At 40.8% G+C, this 15,714-nt stretch carries 17 protein-coding genes, 2 tRNA genes and 1 pseudogene; 5 read left to right on the plus strand and 15 right to left on the minus strand.

The genetic code is table 11. From position 1 onward, the window contains the following. Positions 1-394: 394 nt before the first annotated feature. The gene (locus DXB39_RS04290; protein WP_117840866.1) at positions 395-793 is read left to right on the plus strand and encodes a putative ABC transporter permease; all 399 of its coding nucleotides are present in this window, start codon (positions 395-397) and stop codon (positions 791-793) included. 86 nt (positions 794-879) lie between these two features. Here the strand turns inward: DXB39_RS04290 and DXB39_RS04295 are convergent, their stop codons facing one another. Further along, on the minus strand, positions 880-1,296 hold the full coding sequence (locus tag DXB39_RS04295) for a PH domain-containing protein (RefSeq protein WP_117698484.1): 417 nt from the start codon (positions 1,294-1,296) through the stop codon (positions 880-882). A gap of 179 nt (positions 1,297-1,475) precedes the next feature. On the opposite strand from DXB39_RS04295, the gene pyrB reads away from it, so the two are divergent. Continuing rightward, positions 1,476-2,390, plus strand: coding sequence for an aspartate carbamoyltransferase (gene pyrB, locus DXB39_RS04300; RefSeq protein WP_022243183.1), 915 nt, complete (start codon positions 1,476-1,478; stop codon positions 2,388-2,390). A 5-nt stretch (positions 2,391-2,395) separates the two neighbouring features. Continuing rightward, positions 2,396-2,836: an aspartate carbamoyltransferase regulatory subunit gene (locus DXB39_RS04305; RefSeq protein ID WP_117840865.1), complete on the plus strand. Its 441-nt coding sequence runs from the start codon at positions 2,396-2,398 to the stop codon at positions 2,834-2,836. Between the two features lie 103 nt (positions 2,837-2,939). Here the strand turns inward: DXB39_RS04305 and DXB39_RS04310 are convergent, their stop codons facing one another. The 6 genes from DXB39_RS04310 to DXB39_RS04335 all read right to left on the minus strand — a co-directional run bounded on the left by DXB39_RS04310 (position 2,940) and on the right by DXB39_RS04335 (position 6,758). Then, positions 2,940-3,872, minus strand: coding sequence for a hypothetical protein (locus tag DXB39_RS04310; protein WP_243005990.1), 933 nt, complete (start codon positions 3,870-3,872; stop codon positions 2,940-2,942). Between the two features lie 320 nt (positions 3,873-4,192). Continuing rightward, a complete protein-coding gene (locus DXB39_RS04315; protein ID WP_022243186.1) occupies positions 4,193-4,420 on the minus strand; it encodes a KH domain-containing protein in 228 nt (75 codons plus the stop codon). 12 nt (positions 4,421-4,432) lie between these two features. Then, entirely contained in the window at positions 4,433-4,678 is a 246-nt protein-coding gene (gene rpsP / locus DXB39_RS04320) for a 30S ribosomal protein S16 (protein WP_022243187.1), read from the minus strand. Between the two features lie 49 nt (positions 4,679-4,727). Then, complete coding sequence (gene ffh / locus DXB39_RS04325) at positions 4,728-6,089, minus strand: signal recognition particle protein (RefSeq protein ID WP_117840864.1); 1,362 nt, start codon at positions 6,087-6,089, stop codon at positions 4,728-4,730. Between the two features lies 1 nt (position 6,090). Beyond that, positions 6,091-6,435 (minus strand): YlxM family DNA-binding protein, encoded by a 345-nt coding sequence (ylxM, locus tag DXB39_RS04330; RefSeq protein WP_117840863.1) that lies wholly within the window; start codon positions 6,433-6,435, stop codon positions 6,091-6,093. A 239-nt stretch (positions 6,436-6,674) separates the two neighbouring features. Continuing rightward, positions 6,675-6,758, minus strand: a tRNA-Leu gene (locus tag DXB39_RS04335). Between the two features lie 183 nt (positions 6,759-6,941). Here DXB39_RS04335 and DXB39_RS04340 point away from each other — a divergent pair. Beyond that, positions 6,942-7,026, plus strand: a tRNA-Leu gene (locus DXB39_RS04340). Between the two features lie 162 nt (positions 7,027-7,188). Here the strand turns inward: DXB39_RS04340 and DXB39_RS04345 are convergent. The 7 genes and pseudogenes from DXB39_RS04345 to DXB39_RS04370 form a co-directional block, all read right to left on the minus strand. Then, positions 7,189-7,965 (minus strand): NYN domain-containing protein, encoded by a 777-nt coding sequence (locus tag DXB39_RS04345; RefSeq protein ID WP_022243191.1) that lies wholly within the window; start codon positions 7,963-7,965, stop codon positions 7,189-7,191. A 22-nt stretch (positions 7,966-7,987) separates the two neighbouring features. Continuing rightward, a pseudogene (gene pyk / locus DXB39_RS04350) lies at positions 7,988-9,409 on the minus strand (pyruvate kinase); the annotation flags it as partial. A gap of 45 nt (positions 9,410-9,454) precedes the next feature. Next, positions 9,455-9,592, minus strand: coding sequence for a hypothetical protein (locus DXB39_RS14740; protein ID WP_156454686.1), 138 nt, complete (start codon positions 9,590-9,592; stop codon positions 9,455-9,457). A 97-nt stretch (positions 9,593-9,689) separates the two neighbouring features. Next, positions 9,690-10,094 carry a hypothetical protein gene (locus DXB39_RS04355; protein WP_117840862.1) on the minus strand — a complete coding sequence of 135 codons (405 nt, stop codon included), beginning with the start codon at positions 10,092-10,094 and terminating at the stop codon, positions 9,690-9,692. Positions 10,095-10,288: 194 nt separating this feature from the next. Continuing rightward, positions 10,289-10,900 (minus strand): HAD family hydrolase, encoded by a 612-nt coding sequence (locus tag DXB39_RS04360; RefSeq protein ID WP_117840861.1) that lies wholly within the window; start codon positions 10,898-10,900, stop codon positions 10,289-10,291. A gap of 18 nt (positions 10,901-10,918) precedes the next feature. After that, the gene (locus DXB39_RS04365; RefSeq protein WP_022243196.1) at positions 10,919-12,193 is read right to left on the minus strand and encodes an adenylosuccinate synthase; all 1,275 of its coding nucleotides are present in this window, start codon (positions 12,191-12,193) and stop codon (positions 10,919-10,921) included. A 228-nt stretch (positions 12,194-12,421) separates the two neighbouring features. Beyond that, a complete protein-coding gene (locus DXB39_RS04370) occupies positions 12,422-13,309 on the minus strand; it encodes a LysR family transcriptional regulator (RefSeq protein WP_117840860.1) in 888 nt (295 codons plus the stop codon). 148 nt (positions 13,310-13,457) lie between these two features. Between DXB39_RS04370 and DXB39_RS04375 the strand changes: the two genes are divergently transcribed. Next, positions 13,458-14,807: an MATE family efflux transporter gene (locus DXB39_RS04375; RefSeq protein WP_117840859.1), complete on the plus strand. Its 1,350-nt coding sequence runs from the start codon at positions 13,458-13,460 to the stop codon at positions 14,805-14,807. Positions 14,808-14,912: 105 nt separating this feature from the next. Here the strand turns inward: DXB39_RS04375 and DXB39_RS04380 are convergent, their stop codons facing one another. Next, on the minus strand, positions 14,913-15,704 hold the full coding sequence (locus DXB39_RS04380; RefSeq protein WP_117840858.1) for a zinc ribbon domain-containing protein: 792 nt from the start codon (positions 15,702-15,704) through the stop codon (positions 14,913-14,915). Positions 15,705-15,714 lie beyond the last annotated feature (10 nt).

A 15,714-nucleotide genomic window follows, 5' to 3' on the forward strand; every position in this document is an offset into this window, starting at 1 on the left:
AAGATTTCATAATTTCTTACAGATATTTTATGAAATTACGAAACAGGGTGATGCTGCAAATGTATTTATTGTGTAACCGAAATAACCGGATGTTCACGAAATCTGAATGTAACATAATGACCTGCAAGAAGCACTAAGAATTCTGATATTGTTATGATTTGTTCCGGCAACCAGCGCAAATTCACATCCATGTTCATATGCGCTTCGCTGCCACATCCATGTGTCAGCGTTGCCTGTTTTTATACAGAATTCCAAGTGCTTCTAACAGGTCTTATCATACATTCGTCCTTTCGTGAACACCCAGTTATTTTACACACAAAAATTACCAGCCGCATTCCATCCCTGTTTCATAATTTCATAGTATTTTTCTAAATTCAAAGGAGATACTTTTCTTATGATGAAGAATAATTTTATGATATGCGGACTCACGGGCTGGTGCATGGAAATTATCTTCACCTCCCTTGATTCTGTCCGCAATAACAATTTTAAACTGACGGGGCATACTTCTATCTGGATGTTCCCGATTTATGGCATGGCGGCGGTTATTCCGCCGGTTTATAAGCACATTCATAAGCTGCCTGCCATCTTCCGGGGTTCCATTTACTCTGCCGGTATCTTTGTCTGTGAGTATCTGACCGGAACCTTCTTAAAGAAAAAGGGCATCTGTCCATGGGATTACAGCAATGCCAAAACCAATATCAACGGTGTCATCCGCTTAGACTATGCGCCTCTCTGGATGATGGCAGGTCTCCTATTTGAACGTGTTACCACTGTTCCCCGGAGAAAATCTTAAATCCCCTTTTCTGCATAAAACAGCATCGCACGGAACTTCTTTATTAAGTCCGTGCGATGCCTGAATCCTGCAATGTCCTGTTACGCTTATGAGTCTAAATCATCAATATCTGCGCCAGCTCCAATATCTAACGTATTTAAAGTACGGCGTTTCATTCTTGCAATTTCGGATGCTTTTAAGATGTAATTTTTTACTTCCCTGGAATGTTTGATATGTGTCAGCCGAAGCTCCGGTGTAGTAACATCTCCGGTATAACAGATTACAGTTCCAAGTCCGAACATCCGCTCCAGCAAAGTTGCCGTTAATTTTACATCCTGTACCTTATACATATAGCAGTCATTTTCTTCAATTTTGAATAAGCCTGCATCTACTGTAATTACACTTGGTTTGATGATATATTTGGTAAAGGTCCATGGCAGACCGAAAAAGAGTATTCTCTTGCGTTCTGTGTACTGGGCATCCTCATCAAAGTCCATCTGCATATCGTTTCTTTCCTCAATCATTTTTGCTCTCCTTCTCTTTGCATCACCTTATGATACCCTACTTTATCATATACTGAAAAATTTTTCAAATTTCAGAATATTGCGTCTTTATATTTTACCTTGAATTTTATATTTTAATATTATATGATAGTAAAAATGCCTAGACGACATTACTAAAAACATCATACAGGAGGAATCTTATGCGACACTTAATGAGTCCCCTCGATTTATCCGTAGAGGAGCTGGATCAACTGCTGGATTTAGCAGGTGATATTGAAAAAAATCCACAAAAATATGCACATGCCTGTGATGGTATGAAACTTGCAACCTGTTTCTATGAACCAAGCACCCGTACCCGTCTTAGTTTTGAAGCTGCCATGTTAAACCTTGGTGGTTCTGTTCTTGGTTTTGCCAGTGCAGACAGTTCATCCGCAGCAAAAGGTGAAAGTGTTTCCGATACTATCCGAATCATTTCCTGTTACGCAGATATATGTGCTATGCGTCATCCAAAGGAAGGTGCACCTCTTGTAGCTTCCCAGAAATCTTCTATTCCAGTAATCAACGCCGGTGATGGCGGTCATCAACATCCAACCCAGACATTAACTGATTTATTAACCATTCGTTCTTTAAAAGGGAAATTAGACAATATGACAATCGGTTTATGCGGTGATTTAAAATTCGGCCGGACCGTGCACTCTCTGATTAATGCACTGATTCGTTATCCCGGAATCCGCTTCGTTCTTATTTCTCCGGAAGAACTTAAAATTCCGGACTATATCCGCGAAGACGTTCTGGTAAAAAATAATATTCCGTTTGAAGAAGTAACAAGACTGGATGATGCAATGCCAAAACTTGATATTCTTTATATGACCAGAGTACAGAAGGAACGTTTCTTCAATGAAGAAGATTATGTCCGTCTGAAAAACTATTACATATTAGACAAGGAAAAAATGAAACTTGCCAAAGACGACATGTATGTTCTTCATCCACTTCCTCGTGTCAATGAAATATCCGTAGAAGTAGATGATGACCCAAGAGCTGCTTATTTCCGTCAGGCACAGTACGGTGTCTATGTGCGAATGGCTCTGATTCTTACACTATTAAAATGGAGGTAATCAATATGTTAAATATCAGTGGAATTCATGAAGGTTTCGTTCTCGACCATATCAAAGCCGGTATGAGCCTTTCTATCTATCACAATTTAAAGCTGGACAAGTTAGACTGTACCGTTGCCATTATCAAGAATGCCAAAAGCAATAAAATGGGAAAAAAAGACATCATCAAAGTCGAATGCCCGATTGATGCCTTAGACTTAGATATCTTAGGTTTTATCGACCACAATATTACCGTAAATATTATCAAAGGCGATAAAATCGTTGAGAAAAAGGAACTGCATCTTCCAAAGCAGGTAAAAAATGTAATCCGTTGCAAGAACCCACGCTGCATTACTTCCATCGAACAGGAATTAGACCAGATTTTCCTGCTCACAGATGAAAATGAAGAAACCTATCGCTGCAAATATTGCGAAGAAATGTATACCGACTACGGTTTTCGCGCATAAGTAAAATTGTTAAAAAGTGCACAGGAACGAATTCCTGTGCACTTTTTATAAAACTATATAACTGCTTTTCTTTTCCCCAGAAAAAACTTACTGTTTTATCTTTTTATCTTGACAATTGTCCACAGATTTTCTCTACATCATAGTCTGGTTCCATATTTCTTGCCAGTTCATATATATTTTGAATTTTTTCCGGAGTTTCTTCTAGCATATCCGCAATTTCTTCTACAGATTTTCCTTTTTTCATTTTCTTTATTACAAGTGAAACTAAACTCTGCTCTATTCCATGCTCGACTCCTGCCTCAAATTCTGCTTTCCTTAATTTCTTTTCCTCTTCCTCTTTGTCATATTCAAATATACTCATAGCAATTACCTCCGCCTGATTTTTCCTAAGGAAATCTGCCAGAATATTTTCATGGCTGCATTCTGCAACTGCTTTTTGTACAGCAGCATCTACTGGCATCTGTTCCGTAAAAACACGCACTTTTGCGACATAAATGGAATATTCCCTCAATATCTGGCACTGGGACATTAACTCCGTGTTGTGCCCCACATTCACATTAAATGTGGTAACAACAAGCTCCAAAGATGGATTGTCTGTTGCATGATAAAACGCATCTGACAGCCGTCTGGTACAACAATCCTCTATCGGCATGCTTCCGTTATAAAATACAATAAAATGGGGATTGGGAATTTTCTGTAATGCAGAAGAATATAGGGATTTCTTATCTACAAGCCTCTGGTATTCTGCTGCAATATAAAATAAATCCCGAAGCGGAATGTTCGGATTTATTGTGGATTGATGTTCATATAGATAAAGATTCATATCCAGAATAAAAGCCAGGTCATTCTTCATTCCCATATAAATAGCATTTTCTAAAGTTACAATTTCCAGTGCATCTGCATCCGTATAATTACTGCTATTAACCGCATTATAAAGCGACAGCAAAGCTTCCTTTTCCGAAAATAGCATGCGAAAAATAGTGTCCTTGAATTTACGGTTTGCTACCGGTGTGTTTTCATTTGTTTCTCTTGTCATAGGCAAGTCCTCCTTGTATGTGACAGAAGAACCATTGCTACAAAATCCACTGCTGTACCTCTCCTGCTTTTTTGATTAATTAGTGAATAAAAGCATAGATAGATACAGAAATGTCATGTTCAAAATGAAACAAGATTTGAATAATAGAATTTGCTATTTCGATTGTATTAATGTATGCTTTTTTGTATTTTAACATATGTCGCATAATGGGACAAGATGGAAAAGTGCACAGGAACGAATTCCTGTGCATAATTATTAGCATATAGATAAAAAGGAAGCAACAGATTACTCTGCTGCTTCCTTTTATGTCATCGATATTATTACATAATATCAACGATTACTTTTTTGTTTTCTTTTGAGGCTGCTGCTTTCACAACAGAACGGATTGCCTTTGCAATGCGTCCCTGCTTTCCGATTACCTTTCCCATGTCGGACTGAGCTACGCGCAGTTCCAATACGATGGCTTTCTCGTTCTCTGTCTCTGTGACATTGACCTCATCCGGGTAATCTACAAGTGATTTTGCAATTACTTCTACTAATTCCTTCATAGGTACACCTCACTATTTTACGATACCGGTTGCTTTGAAGATACGGTTTACGGTTTCTGTTGGCTGTGCGCCGTTTGCTAACCATTTCTTAGCCAGTTCTTCATTTACATGGTACTCACTAGGATCCTTAGTTGGGTCATAAGTTCCGATCTCTTCGATGCATTTTCCATCTCTTGGGGAACGGGAATCTGCAACTACGATTCTATAGAAAGGAGCCTTTTTCTGTCCTAATCTTCTTAATCTGATCTTTACTGCCATTACTGTTTCACCTCCTTGAATTATGCTGTCTTAAGCAAATGCTTATATGTTAAAAAGGAAATTTAAATTTTCCCATTTTACCACCGCGTCCACGTCCGCCCATCAGTCCGGGCATCTGTTTCATCATTTTCTTCGCCTGTTCAAACTGCTTTACCAGACGGTTTACTTCACTGATATCTACCCCTGCACCTTTTGCAATCCGGTGCTTACGGCTCGGATTCAAAAGTGAAGGATTACTTCTTTCCTTCTTTGTCATGGAATAGATGATGGCTGTTGTACGTGCCATATTTTTCTCAGCTTCACCTTCATCAATATCCGGCATCTTTCCGCCGCCAAGTCCCGGCAGCATACCAAGAATATTGCCAAGGCCGCCCATTTTCTTCATCTGTTCCATGGAAAGCAGATAATCATCAAAGGTAAAGTCTGCTTTCTTCAGACGCTGCTGCATGTCTTTGGCTTTCTCTTCATCTATATCAATCTCGTTCTGTGCTTTTTCAATCAATGTAAGCACATCGCCCATGCCAAGAATTCTACTTGCCATACGATCCGGATAGAACTGTTCCAAATCAGAAAGTTTCTCTCCCATACCAACATAAAGAATCGGTTTACCGGTTACTGCACGGATGGATAATGCCGCTCCACCTCTGGTATCACCGTCTAACTTTGTCAGTACAACTCCATCAATTCCAATCTTCTCATCGAACGTTCCCGCCACATTTACGGCATCCTGTCCGGTCATGGCATCTACAACCAAAATGGTCTGTGCCACATCCACATTTTCTTTTATCTCAATCAACTCATCCATCATATCTTCATCTACATGAAGACGTCCGGCGGTATCTAAGATGACTACCTGATTGCCATTCTTTACTGCATGCTCTACTGCTGCTTTTGCAATATTTACCGGCTTATTCTTATCGCCCATGGAGAATACTTCAACTTCCTGCTTCTCTCCATTGATTTTCAACTGCTCAATCGCAGCCGGTCGGTATACATCGCAGGCTACTAACAACGGCTTCTTGCCCTTCTGTTTTAATTTACCTGCAATCTTAGCGGTCGTCGTTGTCTTACCAGCTCCCTGAAGACCCACCATCATAATAATGGTAATCTGCTGTCCCGGACGAAGTGCTATCTCCGTCGTCTCGGAGCCCATGAGCCTGACCATCTCTTCATTTACAATCTTAATTACCATCTGTCCAGGATTCAGTCCGTTCATTACATCAGAACCAATTGCACGCTCCTGCACTGCTTTGGTAAACTGTTTTACTACTTTAAAGTTAACATCTGCCTCAAGCAGAGCCATCTTTACTTCTTTCAGTGCTGCCTTCACATCATCTTCTGTAAGACGTCCCTTACTGCGAAGATTTTTAAACACATTTTGAAGTTTCTGTGAAAGACTGTCAAATGCCATATTACAGCTCCTCCAATATCTCTCCTGAAATTCTCTCTATCTTATCAATTACTGTATCTGCGCGTTCTGCCCTGAAGCTTTCCGCTAATTTGTTAATCTCTTCTACCTTCTGCTTCGTCTCTAGGAATTTCTTTACCAGATGAAGCTTCTCTTCATAGCCTTCCAGCATCTTATTGCACCGCTTAATCAGATCATGTACACCCTGGCGGCTGATGCCCTCGCAGGAAGCTATCTCGCCTAAAGATAAATCATTGAACACGAAATCTTCGTAGATTCTTCTCTGATGTTCATTGAGCAGCTCTCCATAAAAATCATATAAATAAGCCTGTTCTACTTTTTCTTCCATGTTCTCACTCCTTGCGACCTTAGCTATCATACTATAAAGGAAGCAGGGTGTCAAGTATTTTTTCTTGACACCCTGCTTTTTCTTCTATTACACTCGCTTTTCATTTTTCCGAATATTTGTTATACGCTCCTTTTTACGATTCATCAAGAAATTTCAGAGTTGCAAAGTCTGCCACCGACAGCTTCTTACGAATACTTTGTAACAGCAAAAAAGCCCTGATATCATCAAGGCTTTTTTCATGCAGGAGATGGGACTTGAACCCACACGATATTGCTACCACAGGCACCTGAAGCCTGCGCGTCTGCCAATTCCGCCACTCCTGCGAACAAATGATATTTTACCGTTTCAACGGTAATAAGTCAACCCCTATTTTTAATTTTTTCCCTTTTTTTGAAAAAATATATAAAATTGGCAAAAATCGAAAAAAGTTAAAAATAAGCATTGACAATTGCCCCGGAATTTGTTACTATTTACAAGTCGTCATGAGACGTAAGTTCATACGGTATGCGGAAGTGTCGGAACTGGCAGACGAGCAAGACTAAGGATCTTGTAAGCATTGCGCTTGTGTGGGTTCAAGTCCCATCTTCCGCATTATTTAATGGAGCGGGAAGCCTGATAAATCAAGGCTTCCTGTTTTTTTGCTTATAACCAGATTTTAGTTACAGCATGTATCTACGCTTTAAAAATATTATGTAAAAAGCTTCTTTCGCCAGCCAAATACAACTCTGGAAAAAGAAGCTTTTACATTCTTTTCTACTCTTTTATTTTTGCATACACAACCTTCAACAGCTTATTGTGTGGATTCTCAATCGGGTTTAATTCAATGCTCCTAAACTTCTTTAAGAAGGTAGAAAGTTTACTGCACTGGTAATTTCGTGGGTCAAAGCCCGGAATACGTTTGCTCAGATTGATTCCAAGCTCAGAAATATTAATCCAGCCATTTTCCTCTGCATTGCTCCGGATAATGGAGATTACCTCCTTTTCAATATCCGAAAGCTTCGGAAGGTTGTCATTGTCCCCGGCATCCTTTTCCGAAGATGCATTCGTATTTCTTCTTGTGGTGGCTGTGCGCTGTTTTTCCTCTGCTTCTTCCTTATTATAAAGTAAATCAAGATACTTGAAATTCTCGCAGGCATTTACAAAAGACTTCGGTGTCTTCTCCTCTCCCATTCCGATTACCATCATACCGGCTTCCTTTAAGCGCATGGCAAGTTTGGTAAAATCACTGTCTGACGACACCAGACAGAAACCGCTGACTTTGCCGGAATAAAGAATATCCATGGCATCTATAATCAATGCCGAATCAGAAGCACTTTTTCCTGCAGTATAATTACACTGCAATTCCGGTGTCAGAGCATACTCCTGCATATTTTTCATCCATGCAGATACGCTCGGATTCGAATAATCTCCATAAACCCGCTTATAAGTAGCCACCCCGTAATTGCTGACCTCATCCATAATTAGTTTCACATATTTATTGGATACATTTTCTGCATCAATCAGCACTGCTAATTTCGGTTGTTCATTCATACCATCTACGCTCCTATTTCTTTAAGTGTCCCGTCACTACTACACGAATCAGATTGGTGGTACCGGAAATACCCAATGGAATTCCAGCTGTAATAACCGCCAGATCTCCATGCTGTACATATCCATGCTGTTCTGCGGATTCCATTGCATTATTAAACAATGCTTCTGTATCCGTCTCTTCCTGTATCATAAGTGGTGTTACGCCCCAGGAAAGATTCATCTGATAATAACTCTTTTCCGATGGGGTACAGCCGATAATTGCACATTTCGGACGATATCTTGAAATCATGCGGGCAGTCTTGCCGGATTTGGTTACCGTAACAATTGCTGCCGCATTGATGTCAATGGCAGTCATACAGGTTGCATGGGAAATGGCATCTGTTACATCCGGATTATCAATCTTCTCCAGCTGGCGGAAACGTTTCTCATAATCAATATCATTTTCTGTATATTCCGCAATCTCTGTCATGGTTTTTAATGCCTCCACCGGATATTTCCCGGCAGCAGTCTCACCAGACAGCATAATTGCACTGGTTCCATCATAAATAGCATTGGCAACATCTGTTGCTTCTGCTCTGGTCGGGCGTGGATTCTTCATCATGGAATCCAGCATCTGGGTTGCCGTAATAACAACCTTTTCTGCATGGTAAACCTTTTTTATAATTTTCTTCTGAATTGCCGGAACTTCACGAATCGGAATCTCCACTCCCATGTCTCCTCTGGCAACCATAATGCCATCTGACACTGCCAGAATCTCATCAATATTATCTACACCCTGACGGTTTTCGATTTTAGAGATAATCTTAATGTCATTGCAGCCCTGCTCTGCCATAATTTTCCGTAACTGCAGCACATCATCTGCACAGCGTACAAAAGATGCTGCAATAAAATCTACACCCTGCTCAATTCCAAATAGAATATCGGAGCGGTCTTTCGGGCTGATATAAGGCATGGACAGATTTACATTCGGTACATTAATTCCTTTGCGGTCTGAAATCACACCACCATTTTCTACTTTACAGGTAATCTCAGTTTCTGTTACATTGGTTACCAGCATTTCAATCAGTCCATCATCAATCAGAATTCTGGTTCCGGCTTTGACATCATGCACCAAATCCTTGTAAGTAATAGAGACCCGCTCTTTATTTCCCATAATATCATTGGTGGTAAGTTTAAAGGTATCTCCCGGAAGCAGTTCTGCTCTGCCACCCTCCAGCTGTCCAATCCTGATTTCCGGTCCACTGGTATCAAGAAGAATCCCAACCGGTCTGCCCAGTTCCTTACGCATCCTTTTTACACGATCCATGGTTACTTTATGTTCTGCCTGTGAGCCGTGGGAAAAGTTAATTCTCGCCACGTCCATTCCATTTTCCATTAACTGTTTTAATACTTCATCATCCTTTGTTGCCGGTCCTAATGTACATATAATTTTTGTCTTTCTCATATTCTGTCCTTTCCTGCTACAAGCCCTCTATCTTCTTTTATTCATTTATACTTCTTTCGTCTTTTCCTGTTCCTCTTTAGAAGAAGTCGCATCCTCTCTGCCATGATGCTCATACCACCAGCATGCAGCAACTGCTGCCGCTGCCATAATGCCCATAAGCGCTACTACAATATCCTGTGCCATATTTTATTATCCTCCTATCACAGTTATGACCTGATATTGTACGCAAAGAAACCTATGCTCCTCTGCGCACAGGTAAATTGCTTCTAACTTATGATAGTCAGCCCTTCGCTCCATCCTGATGATGGATATAGCCTATAATGACACTCCTGCTGTCCAAAACATCCTTTAACTTCCATAAATCGAAATTCCAGCTATCTCCTGCCAGATTTTCAGGCAATACTGCTGCCAGTGATAATGCAGCTTCTTCAACATTACCGGATTTCTCCGTCAGCCTGCGATATCCCGCTGCAATCCTGCCGGTCTCCCGATTTCCCAGAAGTTCTTCGGTACAGCTTTCTGATGGTCTGGATAAATGCACTGCCTGTGTGAAATTCTGGTTCGCAGTATCTTCATATGCAAAGGAAGAATCTATGTTGATATTTTCAACATACATTCCTGAAACCGTCATAATAACAGCCACTATGAGACTTATCAGCTTTTTCTTTAAACCTGTTATCCTCATTGTATTCTCCCTGCTTACTGTGCAACTGCGAAAACACACTTTACAGGAAAGCAATTTCCTGTAAAAAAAACTGGCAGGAGTAACTCCTGCCAGTTGCGTTGCTACCCGTCTGCTTACGCTCATTATAAGCATTTCGCTATTGAAATGCAAGAAACGAATAGACAATTATTCTTTTTTTACATAATCTTTACTTATTAACTACCGGATACGACACCAAGTTCCAAAAGCCTTCTTTTTGCCTGCTGCTGATTCTGAAACTGTATGCCTATAATGCCAAGCTTTTCTGCCGTCTCTATGTTTTCCGGACGGTCGTCTATGAATACACATTCCTGTGGCACTAAATGGTATCTGTCCAGCAATAGCTTATAAATTTCCACTTCCGGCTTGATGCACTTCACCTGATAGGAAAAGATTGCTCCGGTAGTCTCCTTTTCAAAAGAAAGTTCTTCTGTTGCTTTTTCATAAGTGCTCTTTGGAAAATTAGATAATATATAGGTATGATATCCATTTTTCTCAAGGCTTCGTATCCACCGCACCGTATATGGATAAGTACGAATCGTCTCTCCTGCATGGTCATAAAAGAGTCTGATTTCTCTTTCATAATCCGGTGCTTCCTTGATGCATGCAGCAATAATCTCTTCATCCGGCTTTGCTCCCCGGTCGAATTCATTCCAGGTTACGGAACGGACGGTAGCATCCGCCACACATTCAAAAGTTTTCCCCTCAAAACCAAGCTTATGAAATACTTCTTCCCAGCAGAAATCCACCAGTACATTTCCTACGTCAAAGATTACATTTTTTATCATCACAATCTGCCTTTATTCTTAACGATAAATGATATCATTTCTTCCCGGTCCGTTAGAAACCATGGTAATCGGATATCCAATCTGTTCTTCAATGAATTCTACATATTTACGGCAGTTTTCCGGAAGGTCTTCGTATTTCTTAATTCCACGGATATCTGTTTTCCAGCCCGGAAGTTTCTTTAATACAGGTTTTGCTTTTTCAAGCTTTGTGGTTACAGGGAAGTCTGTGGTTACTTCTCCGTCGATTTCATATCCTACGCAAACCGGAATCTCATCTAAATATCCCAAAACATCTAACACGGTAAATGCTACATCGGTAGTTCCCTGCATGCGGCAGCCATATTTACTTGCCACACAGTCAAACCATCCCATACGTCTTGGACGTCCTGTGGTTGCGCCGAATTCTCCGCCGTCTCCACCGCGTTTTCTTAATTCATCCGCTTCTTCGCCAAAGATTTCGCTGACGAATGCGCCTGCACCAACAGCAGAAGAATATGCTTTACATACAGTAACAATTTTCTTAATCTCATATGGTGGGATTCCTGCTCCGATTGCACCATATGCAGCCAATGTAGAAGAAGATGTTACCATTGGATAAATTCCGTGATCCGGGTCTTTTAAGGTTCCAAGCTGTCCCTCTAAGAGAATGTTCTTTCCTTCTTTGATTGCCTTATCAAGATATAAAGAAACATCACAGACATACGGAGCTACCATATCACGGTACTCATGTAATGTATTTAACAGCTCTGCCTTGTCCAGTAATGGTTTGTGGTACATATGCTCTAACATAATATTTTTCATTTCACAGATACGGTCTACCTTTTCAGTTAAAGTATCTTCATCGAAAAGTTCACTTACCTGGAAACCGATTTTTGCATATTTATCTGAATAAAATGGTGCAATACCTGACTTGGTAGAACCGAATGATTTCTTGCCAAGACGCTCCTCTTCGTACTGATCAAAAAGCACATGATACGGCATAACAATCTGTGCACGGTCAGAAACCAAAAGCTTAGGTGCCGGTACATTACGGTCTGTAATAGACTTCATCTCATTGAAAAGCTTCGGGATATCAAGTGCAACACCATTTCCGATAATACTTGTGGTATGTCCGTAGAACACTCCTGATGGAAGGGTATGTAATGCAAATTTTCCGTAATCATTTACGATAGTATGTCCTGCATTTGCACCACCCTGGAAACGGATAATAATATCTGCTTCCTTTGCAAGCATATCAGTAATCTTGCCTTTTCCTTCATCTCCCCAGTTTGCACCAACTACTGCTGTAACCATTTTTATTTCCTCCTTATAATAAGAAATATGTTCTTCGCGCTGCTCGCGTAACTATGAGAAACACGCTTTACGAGCTACTCGCGGAGCGTGTTTTACTTTACAGGAAAGCAATTTCCTGTAAAGCAAAAAAGAACCGGTGTAAAAACCAGTTCTCTGCTTCTTACTTTCTGATTATACCGAATCAGATATTATAAGTAAAGTCAATATTCCTTATACTCGACATAAGTTTTACTTATGTTGTAATAATTTCAACAATTTTTCTGCTGCCGCAGTCAACGGAACCCTGTCATCCGAAACAATACAGAACTGTCTGGCAGGAATCTTCTTATTAAATGTAATCTGAAACAGTTCCCCCTTATCAATTTCTTCCTGGGCAAAGTCCCTGACCACATTTGCTATGCCAAGGCTCCTTTTTGCAAACTGTATCAGCATATCGCTGGTGGCAAGTTCTATCTCCGGGTGAATCACAGCGCCTTCTCCCAGCAGAAATTCCTCTACATATTTTCTGGTAGAGGTATTTCCCTCCAGGCACATAACCGGCAGATGTTCCAATTCTTTATAGCTTAATTTACCGCCCTTTAAATATTCAAATTTTCGTCCTGCCACAAAGACATCTTCTATCTCACGCACCGGAATCACATGCATATTCTTCGTTGTCTCCATAGGCGTGCTGACTACACCAAAATCGATTCTGCCGCTCTGCAGATATTTCAGTGTCTCCGGTGTCGGTGCATTGGTAACTGTAATCCTGATTTTCGGATACTGCTCATGAAACTGTTCCAGATAAGAAAGCAGATAAAACTGCAGTGTCATATCGCTGGCTCCGATACATACTTCTCCGCTGGTCAGCTCCTGCATTTCAAGGAATTTGCGTTCGCCTTCCCGGATGGTCTCATAGCCCCGCTGCACATAGCCGTAAAGTGTCTGCCCCTCTGCAGTCAGACGCACCCCTCTGGATGTCCGCATGAAAAGGGTGGTTCCCAGCTCCCGCTCCAAATTACGGATTGCCTGGGACACTGCCGGCTGTGAAACATTCAGTTCTTCTGCTGCCAATGTAATACTGTGAAGTTTTCCTACATAATAAAAAAATTTGTAATATTCTAAATTCGTATTCATGAGCGAATTATACCATAATTAAATTGATTTTTACATTGTCATTTTTATTTTACCAATGTATACTAATCCCGTTTCCAAAGAATATAGTACTTTTTTCTCATATAGTGCAGAATATTTCTGCAAATTTTTTTGAAAGGAGCTTATAATTATGACGAAAGATATGACAATCGGAAATCCACTGAAATTAATCCTTCTCTTCTCACTTCCTGTATTGTTCGGAAATCTGTTCCAGCAGTTCTACAGCATGGTAGATACCATCATTGTAGGACAGTTTTTAGGAGAAGATGCCCTGGCTGCTGTAGGTGCAACCGGTTCTATTATGTTTCTGGTGCTTGGTTTTGCATCCGGACTTGCCCAGGGATTCGGTGTTATGGTATCACAGGCTTTCGGTGCAAAGGATGAAAGCCGTTTAAAGCATATTGTTGCTTTATCCTTCCTCTTAACCATAATCATTTCCGTGGTTCTTACCGCATTGACTGTTACTACTTCCCGGGAGCTTTTAATCTTTATGAACACACCGGATAATATTCTTGATATGGCAGACTCTTATATCCGGGTTATCTTCTGGGGTATCATTACCAGTATGATGTACAATGTTGTTTCCGGAATTTTAAGAGGTGTTGGTGACAGCAAGACTCCATTATACTTCCTGCTGTTTTCCTCCGCTCTTAATATTGTGCTGGATTTATTCTGTATTGTAACTTTAAAATTAAATGTTGCAGGTGCTGCATATGCCACCGTAATCTCACAGGGTATTTCCGCTGTTCTCTGTCTTATTTATATGTACCGTAAATTCACGATTCTCCGCACCAGAAAAAGTGATTACTACATCGACCGCGTGACAACCGCCCAGATGATGGGACTTGGTATCCCGATGGCTTTGAACTACTCTCTGATAGCTGTTGGTTCCATGATTCTTCAGTCTGCAGTAAATGTATTTGGTTCCAGTGCTGTTGCAGCCTTTACTGCTGCATCCAAGGTAGAACAGATTTCTACCCAGCCAATGCCGGCTCTTGGAACCACAATGTCTACTTACTGCGGTCAGAACTTAGGTGCCGGAAAATATGACCGCATCTTCGATGGCATGAAGAAGGCCTTTGGAATCGCCCTTGGAACTGTTGCTATTGCTGCATTCATCTGTACTGTATTTGGACGTTCCATTGTTTCCCTTTTCTTAAGCGAACCGACGGAAGCCATTTACAGTTATGCCACACAGTACTTAAATACCATCAGCTGCTTTTTCTTCTTTCTTGCCCTTATTTACCTTTACCGTACTTCTTTGCAGGGACTTGGAAAAGGTATCATGCCTATGGTCAGCGGTATCTTTGAAATGATTTGCCGTGTCGGTGTCGTATGGCTCCTTTTAAATCCATATGGATACTGGTCAGTCCGTCTGGCAAGCCCGGTAGCATGGATTGGTGCCGGTGTACCGCTTATGATTTCCTATCTTGTTTGGAAGAACCGGAAAAAGAAACAGCTCCGCAGTCAGGCTGTATAAAATCCTGAGCCTGCAATGCTGCAGCACGCAGAAAAGAAGCCCCATCCTCTGAATAATCAGACGATGGGGCTTCTACTTTACTTATTACTTATTTCATATTCCAGTTTATGCAACCGGATTTCCGCACTTGGTACAAAACTTATTTCCAGCTACAAGCGGAGCACCACATTTACTGCATACCGGCTGTACTGGCTGCTGTGGCTGTACTGGCTGGCTCTGGAACTGCCCCTGCTGTGGCGACATTGGCTGTCCCTGGAACTGTCCCTGCTGCTGTGGTGGCATTGGCTGTCCCTGGAACTGTCCCTGCTGCTGTGGCGGCATTGGCTGTCCCTGGAACTGTCCCTGCTGTGGTGGCACATTTCCATACATATTCTGCTGTGGCATTCCCTGATATCCGTTCATCATTTTCTGTCTGATTAATGGTTTCTCAGCCTGAAGTACGTTGATAATAATCAACAGATCCAACACTACAATTGCCAGAATAAATAAGATATTAAATATAAATCCGGCTGTAACTTTTGCTGTACAGTAATTATCTGTTGCTTCCTTATTTACTCCGACGCAAAGTGCAATCCAGAAAATAAAGTCAACAACTGCACAGCTTCCGGATGCGATTGCAGCAATTTTGTCTTTTAATACGCTCTTTAAGCACCAGAGAGCCAGCATAGCGATTGGAAGCAGCAGCATTATAATGCAGATTACTTTTGGATCTGTTACACTTTCGCCTTCTATCTTAATACCTGTCATAGCTTTAAAAGCACTAATTTTAATATTTCCATATCCAGCACAGGATACCATAAATGATGGCACAAAGAAAAATACCATTAATAAAATAGATAACAAACGAATGATATTTTTCACATGAATGTGCTTTGTAAAATCATTTCCAGAATTCATTTTCTTCTCC

This window comes from Roseburia sp. OM03-7AC (assembly GCF_003462625.1).
Lineage (GTDB): Bacteria > Bacillota > Clostridia > Lachnospirales > Lachnospiraceae > Roseburia_C > Roseburia_C amylophila.